This window comes from Streptomyces flavidovirens DSM 40150, assembly GCF_000429085.1.
Classification (GTDB): Bacteria; Actinomycetota; Actinomycetes; order Streptomycetales; family Streptomycetaceae; genus Streptomyces; species Streptomyces flavidovirens.
The window spans coordinates 328,582-341,641 of the sequence record NZ_AUBE01000003.1; the positions used below are offsets into that span (position 1 = coordinate 328,582).

Here is a 13,060-nt window from a genome sequence, read left to right on the forward strand (position 1 = left end):
CGCTGTCCGCGCGGCTGGATAGGGTAGGAGCCATCCTTTACTGGCTGTGGACCCTGGAGCGGACCATGAACGTTGTGACCCCGGTCGGCGGCGACAGCGTGGCGGCCGGCTCCTGGCCGGGTGTCCTGACCGCCCTGCTGCGAGGCAAGGACCTCTCCGCCGACGACACGGCCTGGGCCATGGACCGCATCATGAGCGGCGAGGCGACCGACGCCCAGATCGCCGGCTTCGCGGTCGCGCTGCGCGCCAAGGGCGAGACGGTCGACGAGGTCACAGGTCTGGTGCGCTCGATGTACGCGCACGCCAACACCATCGAGGTGCCGGGCCGTACCGTCGACATCGTCGGTACGGGCGGCGACCTGGCCAAGACCGTCAACATCTCCACGATGTCGGCGATCGTCGTCGCGGGCACCGGCGCCAAGGTCGTCAAGCACGGCAACCGGGCCGCCTCGTCTGCGAGCGGCGCCTCCGACGTTCTGGAAAAGCTCGGCGTCAACCTGGAGTTGACACCGCGGCGTGTCGCCGAGGTGGCGGAGGAAGCGGGCATCACCTTCTGCTTCGCCGTGAAGTTCCACCCCGCCCTGCGGTACGCCGCGAAGGCACGCAAGGAGCTGGGCGCGCAGACGACGTTCAACATCCTCGGCCCGCTGACGAACCCGGCGCGGGTGAAGGCGCAAGCCGTCGGTGTCGCCGACGCCCGGATGGCCCCCATCGTGGCGGGTGTGCTCGCCGAACGGGGGAACTCGGCCCTGGTCTTCCGCGGCGACGACGGCCTCGACGAGCTGACGACGACGGCCACCTCGCGGGTGTGGACCGTACGGGACGGAGCGGTCACGGAGCAGGCCTTCGACCCGCGCGACGTGGGCCTGGAGATCGTGCCCGTCGAGGCGCTGCGCGGCGCGGACGCGTCGTACAACGCGGATGTCGCCCGGCGGCTCCTGGCCGGTGAGACCGGTCCCGTGCGGGACGCGGTGCTGCTCAACACGGCGGCGGCACTGGTCGCCCTCGATCCGACCGATGCGTCCCTGAACGAGCAGCTCGCGGCGGGGATCACGAAGGCCGCCGAGTCGATCGACTCGGGGGCGGCGCGGGCGGCGCTGGAGCGCTGGGTGGCGGCCAGCAACGGCTGAGCGCCGTGTGGTGTGACGCGAGGTGCAGTCCAGCCCCTTTGATCTCAAAGACTGGACTACGCCTTGCGTCGTCTTGATCGTGTGGCAAGATGCTTGGCAGGTCATGAGTGACAGCGTTTTGGCCCCGGCTTGCTGTCCGGCAACCCTCCGTCCGTGGCGGGGTGCCCCGGGTGAAGACCAGGTCGTGGACAGAAAAGTCCACGGCAAGCGCGGACCCCTCGAAGCCTTGGGGTCCTGGTTCTCAGGGAGCCTCTTGTGAGCAAGCGAATGCGATAGGGCCTTACGCCCCTTCTTCGCACACCCCTTTTTCTTTTCTCCTCCAGCGCTGCCGCGTATCCGCCTGTCCGCCTGTCTGCGTATGCGCGTATCCGTCGGCGCGGGGAATTCGCCTGCCTGTTTCGGGAGTTCGCCATGTCTGTTTCCACCGCTGCCGCCGACCAGACCGTTTGTAGTGACATTTCGGGGGCTCTGCCCGTTCTGGGCAGTGATGTCCTCGTGCCACTCGTGACCGGTGGCGAGGTCACCTACGCCGCCCTCGACTACGCGGCCAGCGCCCCGGCCCTCCAGCGTGTGTGGGACGACGTGGCGGCGTACGCCCCGTACTACGGCAGCGTGCACCGCGGCGCCGGTTACCTCTCGCAGCTCTCGACGGACCTCTTCGAGAACAGCCGCGCCACGGTCGCCGAGTTCCTCGGCTGCCGCGAGAGCGACCAGGTCGTCTTCACCCGGTCCACCACCGACTCGCTCAACCTGCTGGCCGCGGCCCTGCCCGCCGACTGCCAGGTGTTCGTCTTCGAGACCGAGCACCACGCCTCGCTGCTGCCCTGGCGCGACGCGAAGGTCAACTTCCTGAACGCGCCCAGGACTCCGGCGCAGGCCGTCGAGACCCTGGAGCGCGCCCTGGCCGACCGCGACCCCTACGGCCCGGCGCTCGTGTGCGTCACCGGCGCGTCGAACGTCACCGGTGAGCTGTGGCCGGTGAAGGAACTCGCCGCCGCCGCCCACGCCCACGGCGCGCGGATCGTGCTCGACGCGGCCCAGCTCGCGCCCCACCACCCGCTGGACGTCGCCGAACTGGACGTCGACTGGGTCGCCTTCTCCGGGCACAAGCTGTACGCCCCGTTCGGCTCCGGCGTGCTCGCGGGCCGCGCCGACTGGCTGCGGAGCGCCGAGCCGTACCTCGCGGGTGGCGGCGCCTCGCGCAAGGTCGCCCGCCGCGCCGACGGCGGCGTGGACGTCGAGTGGCACACCACGGCCGCCCGCCACGAGGCCGGTTCGCCCAACGTCATCGGCGTGTACGCGATCGCCTCCGCCTGCAAGGCGCTCACCGAGGCCGGCTTCGACACCCTGGTCGAGCGCGAGCAGCAGCTCGTGACGAAGGTCCTGGAGGGCCTGTCCGAGGTCGACGCGGTCCGCGTCCTCTCACTCTTCGGTGACGACGCGCCGCGGGTCGGCGTCATCTCCTTCGTCGTCGACGGCTGGAACAGCTCCCACTTCGCGGCCGCGCTCTCCGCCGAGTACGGAATCGGCGTACGGGACGGCCTGTTCTGCGCCCACCCGCTGGTCCGCACGCTGCTCGGCAGCGACCCGCAGGACCCGGGCGAGTGCGGTGCGCCGGAGACCGAGCCGGGTGAGCGTTCGCTGAACGCGATCCGCGTGAGCTTCGGCGCCGGTACACCCGACGAGCACGTGGACCGCTTCATCGGAGCCGTCAAGGAGCTCGTCAAGGACGGCGCGAAGTGGAACTACCGTACCGAGGAAGGCCGCTGCGTCCCGGCGGTCTGACCCGCTTGAGCCCCCAGCAGCACCATCCGCGGTGCCCGCTCGGTCGCGTCGGTGAGGAACACGCCGCCGCGGCCGAGCGCTTCGGCGAGCACCGGCCGGCCGGCGTTACGCGTCCAGGCCGATCGCGAAGGCCGCTTCCAGGTCGTGCTGGGAGTACGTACGGAACGCGACATGCGTGTCGGTGCCCTCGACGCCCGGGATCTTGCTGATCCGGCCGGGGATGATGTCCGCCAGGTCGTCGTGCCTGGCCACGCGGACCATGGCGATCAGGTCGTACGTCCCGGTGACCGAGAAGACCTCGCTGACGCTGTCCAGCGCGGCGATCGACTCGGCGATCTCGGGGATCCGGTCCACGCTGGTCTTGATGAGCACGATCGCGGTGATCACGGTTGGCTTTCTCCCTCGGTGGCCGGCGCTGCTGCTCTCACTCTAGCCGTACGCCGACTACGCCCCCAGGCGTAGAGGAAGCCCGCGCAGAACCCCGCCACGTGCGCGAGGTACGCCACCCCCGGGCCCGATCCCGCGCGCTGCGCCGCCACCCACTGCAGGGCGAACCAGAAGATCAGCACGATCCAGGCGGGGAAGCGCAGCGGCAGGAAGAAGAGGAAGGGGAACAGGCTCGTCACGCGCGCCCTGGGGAAGAGATAGAGGAAGGCCCCGAGCACCGCCGAGATCGCTCCCGACGCCCCCACCAGCGTCTGGTCCGAGTCGGCATGCACGACGGCGTACGTGACCAGAGCCAGGTAGCCGCAGCCCATATAGAACAGGGCGAACTGGACTCGGCCCATCCGTTCCTCCGCCATCGCCCCGAAGACGAACAGGAAGAGCATGTTGCCCAGCAGGTGGAGCCAGCTGCCGTGCACGAAGAGGGCGGTGAGCGGCGTGACGAGCGCGGACGGGGCGCCGCTCAGCAGCTCGCTCGGGATCACCCCCCAGCGCTCGAAATACGCGCTCTGCACGGCGAGGAGGATGTCGCCCGTGCCGTGGACCGGATTGAGCCCCGAGAGAGGACCGATGGCGAAGATCAGGCAGCAGAGCCCGATCGCGCCGTACGTCACCACGGGTCCCCGGACCGCTTCCCGCCAATTGATCATGACCAGATCATTCCGTAACGGGACCGGCCAGGACAGAGTGCCTCGCCGGACCCCGTCCCGCGCCGTGGACCGCCCGCCGCAGGGGGTACCCGTGAGGCCGTAGGGTTACGGGCAGTAGGCACGACGAAAGAGGACGCACGATGACGACGGTTCCCCTGCCGACTGCCGAGACCCGGTGGCGCTGCGCCCTGTGCGGCAATCTCACGCGTTTCGATGTGACCCGCTCGTCGAAGGTGATCGAGTACGTCCATCTCGACCTGGCCGGAGAGTCGAAGGTCGAGGAACGCGAGGTGGTCAGTGAGACCATCGAGTCCGTGCGCTGCCGCTGGTGCAACGCGGTGGACCAGATCGAACTGGTGGACAGGCCGGGCGCCGGCTCCTGAGAGGACCGGCCCGAAAAGGGTAGTGGGGTGACGGATTGTGGAGCATGCAAGCGGCGCTGAACCGGCCGGGCCGGCCGGGGACGCCGCCGAGGTGCTCGACCGCCCCCTGCCCGAAGGCGTACGGTACAAGGTCGTCGCGCTGGTCTCGGACGCCTTCGGCGGGCTCACCGTCGCGGAACTTCCCTCCCAGCTGAGGCAGTACGCCCGCTTCACGCCGACCCGGCGCGCCAAGTTCGCGGGCAACGCGATGGCCGCGGCGCTGGAGGGTGACGCGCTGTTCCGCCAGCGCATCGGCGAGCGGCTGCGCGAGGCGCAGCCGGAGCTCGCCCGCGCCCTGGAGTCGGGATCGCCGCCGGCCGCCGCCGATCCCGTCGACGTGGCGGCGGCGGCGTACGTCCTGCGTCCCGCCGGCTGGGTCAAGCTGGTGGCCGCCGCGGGCGAGGAGGCCCTGCGGGCGGACGCCGAGCGCGCCGACGAGGCCGCCCAGCGCGAGCTGGAACGGTTGCGCGCGGAGCTGGCGCAGGCGCGCGAGCAGACGAAGAGCGAGACCGAACGGCTGCGCACCGAGCTGGAGGCCGCCCGCAAGGAGGCCGACGTACTCAGCCGCAAACTGCGCAGCGCGCTGAGCGACGTCAAGCGCGGCGAGGCGGCCCTGCGGCGTACGAACGCCGAGACCGAGACGCTCAAGTCCGATGCCGCCGCCCGGGTCACCGCCGCCGAGAGCGAGGCACGGCGGCTGCGGGCCCGGCTCGGTGAGGCGGAGGCGTCCGCCGAGGCGAGCCGCCGGGCGGTGCGCGAGGGCCGCAGCATAGAGGACATGCGCGTGCGGCTGCTGCTCGACACGGTGCTGGACGCCGCCCAGGGGCTGCGCCGGGAACTGGCTCTGCCGCCCGCTTCCGTGCATCCCGCCGACACGGTCGACGCCGTCGAGCCGGGACGTATGACACCCAAGGACATCGCCGCCAGGGCGCTCTCCGAGACCGACCCGGCGCTGCTCGACCAGCTCCTTGAACTGCCGCAGTGCCATCTGGTCGTGGACGGCTACAACGTCACCAAGACCGGCTATCCGCAGATGCCGCTCGACAAGCAGCGGCTGCGGCTCCTCGGCGGCCTCTCGATGCTCGCGGCGCAGACGGGCGCCGAGGTGACGTGCGTCTTCGACGGGGCGGAACTGGTGGCGCCGGTGCTCCTCGCGCCGCCGCGCGGCGTGCGGGTCCTGTTCAGCAAGCCGGGAGTGACGGCGGACGAGCTCATCAGGCAGCTCGTACGGGCGGAACCGCCGGGGCGGCCCGTGGTGGTGGCCTCCACCGACCGCGAAGTGGCCGACGGGGTCGCGAAATCGGGCGCCAGGCCGGTCGCGTCCGCCTTGTTGCTGAAGCGGCTTTCGCGCGTCTAATAACTTCTCGGCGTAATGCCCGAATTGGGGAAACGTACGGTCAAGTGGCCGTTACTACCTGTGTGATGTAAGTAAAGATTGTGACCACAGGGAGAGTTTTTACACCTGAGGATTTGAACTGATCACAAGAAGGTCACTAAGGTCTGCCCTCGAACCTTCGAACGGTTGATTGCCCATCCGGGGTGTCAGCGAAGGTACCGCCGAGTCCATGCAATTCGGTCCATTTCCGCGGGGGAGCCGAAGCGTGGAGCCGGGGATCACGTCCCCGACCCCGGTAGGCGGCTCGAGGAAGAAGGAGCTCGCCTTCGTGGCGTCCCACCGTCGTCCCAAGCAGCCGAGCCGCACTCGTGTGACCGTGCTCACCGCGACCGCAGCCGCAGCCGTCGCGCTCACGTCCCAGACCGCTCAGGCCGACCCCAAGCCGACCAAGAGCGAGGTCAAGGCCAAGGTCGACAAGCTCTACCACGAGGCCGAAGCCGCGACGGAGAAGTACAACCAGTCCAAGGAGCGGCAGGACAAGCTCAAGGAAGAGGTCGACAACCTCCAGGACAAGGTCGCCCGCGGCCAGGAGGACCTCAACGACCTGCGTGGCGAGCTCGGTTCGGTGGCCAGCGCGCAGTACCGCTCCGGCGGCATCGACCCCTCCGTGCAGCTCTTCCTGTCCGCCGACCCGGACGACTACCTCGACAAGGCCGGCGCGATCGACCAGTTGAGCGCCAAGCAGGCCGAGTCGCTCCAGAAGATCCAGGCGAAGCAGCGCACCCTCGCCCAGCAGCGTGCCGAGGCGACGGACAAGCTCGCCGACCTCGAGGACGTACGCCAGGAACTCGGCGACAAGAAGAAGAAGTTCCAGGGCAAGCTCGCCGAGGCCCAGCGGCTCCTGAACACGCTGACCGCCGCCGAGCGTGAAGAGCTGCGGGAGAAGGAGCAGCGCGCCAGCCGCGCCTCCAGCGAGCGCGTGGAACTCGGCAAGGAGGCCCCGGCCTCCCAGCGTGGCGCCGCCGCGCTGAGCGCCGCGGCCACCCAGATCGGCAAGCCGTACATCTCCGGTGCGACCGGGCCCAACGCGTACGACTGCTCCGGGCTGACCCAGTGGGCGTACGGCCAGGCCGGCGTCTCCATCACCCGGACCACCTTCACGCAGCACAACGACGGCACGAAGCTCTACAGCAAGAGCCAGCTCAAGCCGGGCGACCTGGTGTTCTTCAACAACCTGGCGCACGTCGGGCTTTACGCCGGCAACAACCAGATCCTGCACGCCCCGAAGCCCGGTACGAACGTGCGCTACGAGTCCATGGACTACATGGGCACCTTCCAGTTCGGTGTGCGTATCTGACGAACGCCAATCCCAACGGCCGTTGCCGACACCGCCCATTCGGGCGAATTCTGGCGACTCCCGCTGACTGTCCGCCCCGCCGGTGACCTGGTCTCCGGCGGGGCGTCACTGTCTGTGCCCCCGTGTCCGCCCGGACGAGGTCTTTGGCCGCTGTGTGATCGCACCGCTACTGTCTGCTCGCGCAGCTCCCGGTCCATCGGTCCGCCCGCCCGGGCGGCAGGGGGCTGCACGCAGTGGAAGGAGTGCGGCTTCCTGTGGCGACCCACCGGCGTTCCTCACAGTCCGGCCTCACGCAGAGCGCCCGGGTCACGGTTCTGTCCGCTGCCGCGGCGACGGCGGCGGCAGCGCTCGTCGCGTCCCCGGCGAGCGCCGACCCCCACGACACGTCGTCCGCGGCCTCCGCCTCGGCCGCTTCACCGGCCACCGTCACGACCACCCGGGCGCGGGTCGACCGGCTCTTCGAGCAGGCCGAGCAGGCGACGGAGAGGTTCAACAAGGCCGACGAGCTCGCGGACCGGCTGCGCGAAGAGGTCGGCCAGGCCCAGGACATGGCCGCGCGCGGCCAGGAGCGCATCAACCACATGCGCGGTGCGCTCGGTGCGGTGGCGGGCGCCCAGTACCGGTCGGGCGGCCTGGACCCCGCCCTCGCCCTGCTGCTGTCCTCGAACCCCGACAGCTATCTCGCCAAGGCCGCGGCGCTCGACCGCATCGGCGCCCGTCAGGCGAGCGCCCTGCACGAACTGCGGGCCGCGCAGCGCAAGCTGGACCAGCAGCGCGCGGAGGCTTCCGTCAAGCTCGGCGAGCTGGAGCGCAGCCGGGCCGCCGTCGCCCGCCACAAGCGCACCGTCGAGCGCAAGCTCGCGGAGGCGCGGGAGCTGCTGAACTCGCTGCCGAAGGAGGAGCGTGAGGAGTTCGCCGGCCGGTCCTCGCGTTCCGGCGGGCGCGGTGAGACGCCGCCGCCCGCGCTGGGCGGGGCACCGGCCTCCTCGCGCGCGTCGGCGGCCGTGCTGGCGGCGCAGCGGGCGGTGGGGAAGCCGTACATCTGGGGCGCCAACGGCCCTTCGGGTTTCGACTGTTCGGGCCTCACCCAGTGGTCGTACGCACAGGCGGGCGTCTCCCTCCCGCGTACGTCGCAGGAGCAGCGGTACGCCGGACGGCAGGTCTCCCTGGAGCAGGCGCAGCCGGGGGACCTCGTGACGTACCGCGACGACGCCAGCCACGTCGGGATGTACGTGGGCAACGGCCAGGTGGTGCACGCGCCCTACCCGGGGGCCCCGGTGCGCTACGACCCGGTCGGCATGATGCCGGTCGCGTCGGTGACCCGGGTCTGACCAGCGTCTGACCTGGGCCTGACCCGGGTCAGACCCGGTGCGCCGCCTTGCCCGTACGATCGGCAGGATGGCAGGCAGGCGGCGCGGGGCTGGGTGGAAGCGGTGGACGGGGCCCGTCCTCGCCCTGCTTCTCTTGTCCGCGTGCACGACGCCGCGGGAACCCGCGGACACCGCTGCCCGCGACATCCGGCGGATGCTGGACAGCAGGGCGGCGGCCGTCGTCTCCGGCGACGAGGCGGCGTACCTGGCGTCGCTCGACCCGTCGGCGACGCGACTGCGGGCGGCGGAGCGCAGGGAGTTCGCGAACCTCGCCGACGTGCCGCTGCGCTCCTGGGAGTACCGGCTGACCGGCCTCGACCGTACGGGCGCGGGGCGCGCCACCGCGTCGGTCGAGCTGCGGTACCGGATCGCGGGTTACGACGAGGCGCCCATGAAGGTGAGGACGGCCGAGCGGCTGGACCTGACGCGCCGGGACGGGCGCTGGTACGTCGCCGCCGAGCGGGCGGAGCGCGGCGGCGAGGGCCGGCTCTGGGACCAGGGCAAGGTCACGGCCGTACGCGGCGCACGCAGCCTGGTCCTCGGCGTCGGCCAGGACGCGAAGCGGCTGCGCGGCATGGCGGACGCCGCCGACCGTGCGGTGCCGGCTGCCGGGCGGGCCTGGCCCGGACCATGGCCTCGCCGGCTGCTGATCCTGGTGCCGTCCTCGCTCGACGGCATGGGGGCGCTGCTGGGAGCTCCCGCGGACGGTTACCGGGGCATCGCGGCGGTCACGACGGCGAAAACGGGCGGTTCGGGCGCGGCGCCGGCGGACCGGGTGATCATCAACCCCGAGGCGTACGCGCTGCTCGGCGACTTCGGGCAGCAGTTCGTGCTCACCCACGAGTCCACGCATGTCGCCACCCGCGCCCACACCTCTGCCGCCACCCCGATGTGGCTCTCGGAGGGCTTCGCGGACTGGGCGGCGTACCGGGGGACGGGCCGCACGGCGGACCGGACGGCCCCTGAGCTCCAGCGATCCGTACGGGCGGGTGACCTGCCCGCGGCCCTCCCGGCCGACAAGGACTTCGGCTTCGCGGGGGACGCGGCGGCGCTGGCGCGCGCGTACGAGGGCGGATGGCTGGCGTGCGCGCTGATCGCGGAGGAGTGGGGCGAGGAGAAGCTGCGGGCCTTCTACCGTGCGGTGGGCGGGCAGGGGCGGCGGGCGGGCGCGGTGGAGAAGGCGATGCGGGACGTGCTGGACACGACGCCGGAGGACTTCACGGTGAGGTGGCGGGAGTACGCGCGCCAGCGACTGGCGTGACGCGCATCTCGCGGCTCCGCCGCGGGTCGGCCCCAGACCCCGGCCCTCAAGCACCGGGCGGGGCTGATCTTTCGGGGGTGGACGGCGTGCGGGGATGGGGCCGGGGCCTCGGTTTTCGAGCGCCGGACGGGGTGGATTTGTGGTGTGCGGCGAGCTCTGAGCTCAGCTGCGATATCCAGTTCGTCCGGGGGTCTGGGGGCTGCCCCCCCCCGCACGCGGCGGAGCCGCAAGTGTCACAGCGGGAAGGGGCGGCGTGGCGGAAGGCTCCGCAGGAAACGGCAGGCGGTGCGCCACGACGGCAGCGGCTTCGGCTCCTGGCTCGCCCCCGCCACTGCGCCGGGGCGACGCGGCGGGGCAGGGGAGAAGCTCCGTAGGGCACAGCGGGGGGCGCGTGCCTACGGCGCCAGGGCACAGCGGGGGCGCGTGCCCTACGGCGCCAGTTGCTTCGGCTTCTCGGCAGCGCCCGCCCGCTGCGCCGGCAGCGCGCCCGCGTCGTCGCCGCGCGGGCCGGCCACCGTGTCCTGCCACAGCCGGCGGCAGGCGGTCAGCGTCGCCGCCACCAGCAGCCCGTTGCGCACCACCAGCAGCAGCACGCCGAGCCCGTCGCTCCGCACGACGTGCGAGAACCACACCGGGAACTCCAGGAACGTGACCCCGGTCGCGGCCAGCACCAGCAGCGCGGGCCGCACCATCCGGCTGCTCCGGAAGACCAGGCAGACGGCGCCCAGGCCGACCAGCCACACCAGGTACTGCGGGCTGATCACCCGGCTCGTCGTGGTGAACAGCAGGACCGCGGCGAAGGCCGCGTCACACGGCGTTGACGCCCGGAACCCGCCTGCCCGCACCCGCCACACCAGCAGCCACCCGAAGGCGAGCGCCGTCAGCCCCATCGCCGCCGTGCTGACCAGCGGCACGTACGGGCCGACGAACTCCACCGAGCCGTAGTTCAGCAGCACCTCGCCCCGCCAGCCGAAGTGCCGGGCCACATGGAACACAAGAGCGCCGAGCGACTCGACCTCGGTGCCCCGGTCGCGCTGGAAGGTGAGGAACGCGAGCGCCCCCGGCATCGTGGCGCAGAACACCACCACCAGCCCACCCCCGGCCACGGCCGCCGCCGTCCACGCGGCGCGGGTCCGGCGCCCGCGCATCGTGCCGACGAGCAGCAGCACCGGCCACACCTTCAGGAGCGCTCCGAAGCCGGCGAGCGCCCCCAGGACACGCGGACGGCGCGCCCCCGCCAGCAGGGCCGCGACAGCGACCCCGGTGACCATCACGTCGTAGCGCGCGTACGCCGTCGGGCCCAGCAGCGGCACACCCGCCACCCACACCCACGCGCCCGCGAGCCGCTTGCCGGGGCGCTGTCCGGCGTACAGCAGCAGGCCGGTGACCAGCGCGTCCGCCAGGCACGCCAGGACGAAGAAGGCCGTCGCGTAGCCCAGGAACGGCAGCAGAGCGGGGGAGAGGACCGCGAGGGCGGCCGCGGGCGGGTACTGCCAGGTGATGTCGTCCAGCGGGAAGGTGCCGGTCCGCAGGATCTCGTACCAGCCCTGGTAGATCACCGAGACGTCGCTCGTGACGTCGGGGCCGGGCACGGACAGCACCTTGAAGACGCACAGCAGCAGCACGGTCCTGGTGAGCACCCACACCGCGATGGGCTTTGTGCTGGCTGCGCCCGTCATGACCGCCTCGTCCGTTTCCTGCAGGGCTGAGGGAGACATGATGCAGGGCCCCGGCCGCGCGAGCCAAGGAGCTGGGCCGTTCGGTACTGTCGGCGGCGATGCACAAGACCTTGATCGTGACCAATGACTTTCCGCCCCGCCCCGGCGGCATCCAGGCGTTCCTGCACAACATGGCGCTGCGCCTGGACCCCGAGCAGCTCGTCGTCTACGCCTCCACCTGGAAGCGCGGCAGCGAGGGCGCGGAGGCGACCGCCGCCTTCGACGCCGAGCAGCCGTTCACCGTCGTACGCGACCGGACGACGATGCTGCTGCCGACGCCGCGCGTCACCCGGCAGGCGGCCGGGCTGCTGCGCGAACACGGCTGTACGTCCGTGTGGTTCGGGGCGGCCGCGCCGCTCGCGCTGATGGCTCCCGCACTGCGCAAGGCGGGCGCGAATCGGATCGTCGCCACCACGCACGGCCACGAGGCGGGCTGGGCCCAGCTTCCCGCCTCCCGGCAACTGCTGCGCAGGATCGGCGAGGGTACGGACACGATCACCTATCTCGGTGAGTACACGCGCTCCCGGATCGCGGCCGCCCTCACGCCGCAGGCCGCCGCGCGCATGGTCCAGCTGCCGCCGGGCGTCGACGAGAAGACCTTCCACCCGGCCTCCGGCGGCGACGCCGTGCGCGAGCGGCTGGGGCTCACCGACCGGCCTGTGGTGGTGTGCGTGTCCCGCCTGGTGCCCCGCAAGGGCCAGGACACGCTGATCCTCGCGATGCCCCGCATCCTGCGCGAGGTGCCCGACGCGGTGCTGCTCGTCGTCGGGGGCGGACCGTACGCCGGGGAGCTGAAGAAGCTGGCCGCCGAGACCGGCGTCACGGACTCGGTGCGCTTCACCGGGCCCGTGCCGTGGGAGGAGCTGCCGGCGCACTTCGGCGCGGGTGACGTCTTCGCGATGCCGTGCCGTACGCGCCGGGGCGGGCTCGATGTCGAAGGGCTCGGCATCGTCTACCTGGAGGCGTCGGCGACCGGACTGCCCGTGGTCGCGGGCGACTCGGGCGGGGCGCCCGACGCCGTACTCGACGGGGAGACCGGCTGGGTGGTGCGCGGTGGGCCCGCGGCGGTCGCCGCCGACGAGTCGGCAGACCGGATCGTCACGCTGCTGCGTGACCCGGAGCTGCGGCGGCGAATGGGGGAGCGGGGCCGGGAGTGGGTCGAGGAGAGGTGGCGCTGGGACTTGCTGGCGGAGAAACTCAAAACGCTGCTGTGACGTCGGCGGGGCGGCGCCCAGCTGGCGCTACCGCCGGCGTGGCCACTGACGACGGGGCCTGAGGGGACCGCATCGCCGCCGTCAAGGCCCTGCGGCACCCTGACGGCCGGCATCGGCGCGGGCGCTCACGTCGCCTCCCTCGGCCGACAGGGCAGAGCGGCACTGCGGCCCTGGGGCAGTGGGGCAGTGGGGCACTGGGGTGCCGTGAGGCCGGCGCGCCGCTCCGCCCGACTCACCAGCCGTCCGAACCGCCGTCATCGCGCATCCGCCCGCGGTGGCAGCAGCCTCGCCGTAGTGGCGGGCCTCCTCGCGGCGTTCGCCGTCGAGTGCGCCGCCGCGTGACGCGGCCGCGCCGCCACCGCGCGCGGTGCGC

General features: G+C 72.0%; 11 protein-coding genes and 1 riboswitch. Of the genes, 8 read left to right on the forward strand and 3 right to left on the reverse strand.

All coding sequences use genetic code 11. The features are described 5' to 3' along the window. The first annotated feature begins 65 nt into the window (after positions 1-65). A complete protein-coding gene (gene trpD / locus G412_RS0106725; RefSeq protein ID WP_028811401.1) occupies positions 66-1,130 on the forward strand; it encodes an anthranilate phosphoribosyltransferase in 1,065 nt (354 codons plus the stop codon). A 99-nt stretch (positions 1,131-1,229) separates the two neighbouring features. After that, positions 1,230-1,346: riboswitch (SAM riboswitch) on the forward strand. Positions 1,347-1,541: 195 nt separating this feature from the next. Continuing rightward, positions 1,542-2,915, forward strand: a complete 1,374-nt coding sequence (locus G412_RS0106730) for an aminotransferase class V-fold PLP-dependent enzyme (protein WP_028811402.1) — start codon at positions 1,542-1,544, stop codon at positions 2,913-2,915. A gap of 105 nt (positions 2,916-3,020) precedes the next feature. Here G412_RS0106730 and G412_RS0106735 read toward each other — a convergent pair whose 3' ends face one another. Further along, a complete protein-coding gene (locus G412_RS0106735) occupies positions 3,021-3,302 on the reverse strand; it encodes an Lrp/AsnC family transcriptional regulator (protein WP_028811403.1) in 282 nt (93 codons plus the stop codon). After that, positions 3,299-4,009: a rhomboid family intramembrane serine protease gene (locus G412_RS0106740; RefSeq protein WP_028811404.1), complete on the reverse strand. Its 711-nt coding sequence runs from the start codon at positions 4,007-4,009 to the stop codon at positions 3,299-3,301. Before G412_RS0106740 ends, G412_RS0106735 begins: the two co-directional genes overlap by 4 nt. Positions 4,010-4,149: 140 nt before the next feature. Between G412_RS0106740 and G412_RS0106745 the strand changes: the two genes are divergently transcribed. The 5 genes from G412_RS0106745 to G412_RS0106765 all read left to right on the forward strand — a co-directional run bounded on the left by G412_RS0106745 (position 4,150) and on the right by G412_RS0106765 (position 9,755). After that, positions 4,150-4,392 carry a hypothetical protein gene (locus G412_RS0106745; RefSeq protein WP_028811405.1) on the forward strand — a complete coding sequence of 81 codons (243 nt, stop codon included), beginning with the start codon at positions 4,150-4,152 and terminating at the stop codon, positions 4,390-4,392. Positions 4,393-4,429: 37 nt separating this feature from the next. Further along, complete coding sequence (locus G412_RS0106750) at positions 4,430-5,788, forward strand: NYN domain-containing protein (protein ID WP_106964034.1); 1,359 nt, start codon at positions 4,430-4,432, stop codon at positions 5,786-5,788. 307 nt (positions 5,789-6,095) lie between these two features. Then, positions 6,096-7,124 carry a C40 family peptidase gene (locus tag G412_RS0106755; protein ID WP_028811407.1) on the forward strand — a complete coding sequence of 343 codons (1,029 nt, stop codon included), beginning with the start codon at positions 6,096-6,098 and terminating at the stop codon, positions 7,122-7,124. A gap of 254 nt (positions 7,125-7,378) precedes the next feature. Next, positions 7,379-8,455 (forward strand): C40 family peptidase, encoded by a 1,077-nt coding sequence (locus G412_RS0106760; RefSeq protein WP_028811408.1) that lies wholly within the window; start codon positions 7,379-7,381, stop codon positions 8,453-8,455. A 67-nt stretch (positions 8,456-8,522) separates the two neighbouring features. Beyond that, positions 8,523-9,755 (forward strand): hypothetical protein, encoded by a 1,233-nt coding sequence (locus tag G412_RS0106765; protein WP_028811409.1) that lies wholly within the window; start codon positions 8,523-8,525, stop codon positions 9,753-9,755. Positions 9,756-10,183: 428 nt separating this feature from the next. Here G412_RS0106765 and G412_RS0106770 read toward each other — a convergent pair whose 3' ends face one another. Continuing rightward, positions 10,184-11,434: a glycosyltransferase family 87 protein gene (locus G412_RS0106770; RefSeq protein WP_028811410.1), complete on the reverse strand. Its 1,251-nt coding sequence runs from the start codon at positions 11,432-11,434 to the stop codon at positions 10,184-10,186. A 98-nt stretch (positions 11,435-11,532) separates the two neighbouring features. On the opposite strand from G412_RS0106770, the gene G412_RS0106775 reads away from it, so the two are divergent. Then, positions 11,533-12,687, forward strand: a complete 1,155-nt coding sequence (locus tag G412_RS0106775) for a glycosyltransferase family 4 protein (protein ID WP_028811411.1) — start codon at positions 11,533-11,535, stop codon at positions 12,685-12,687. The last annotated feature ends 373 nt before the right edge of the window (positions 12,688-13,060 follow it).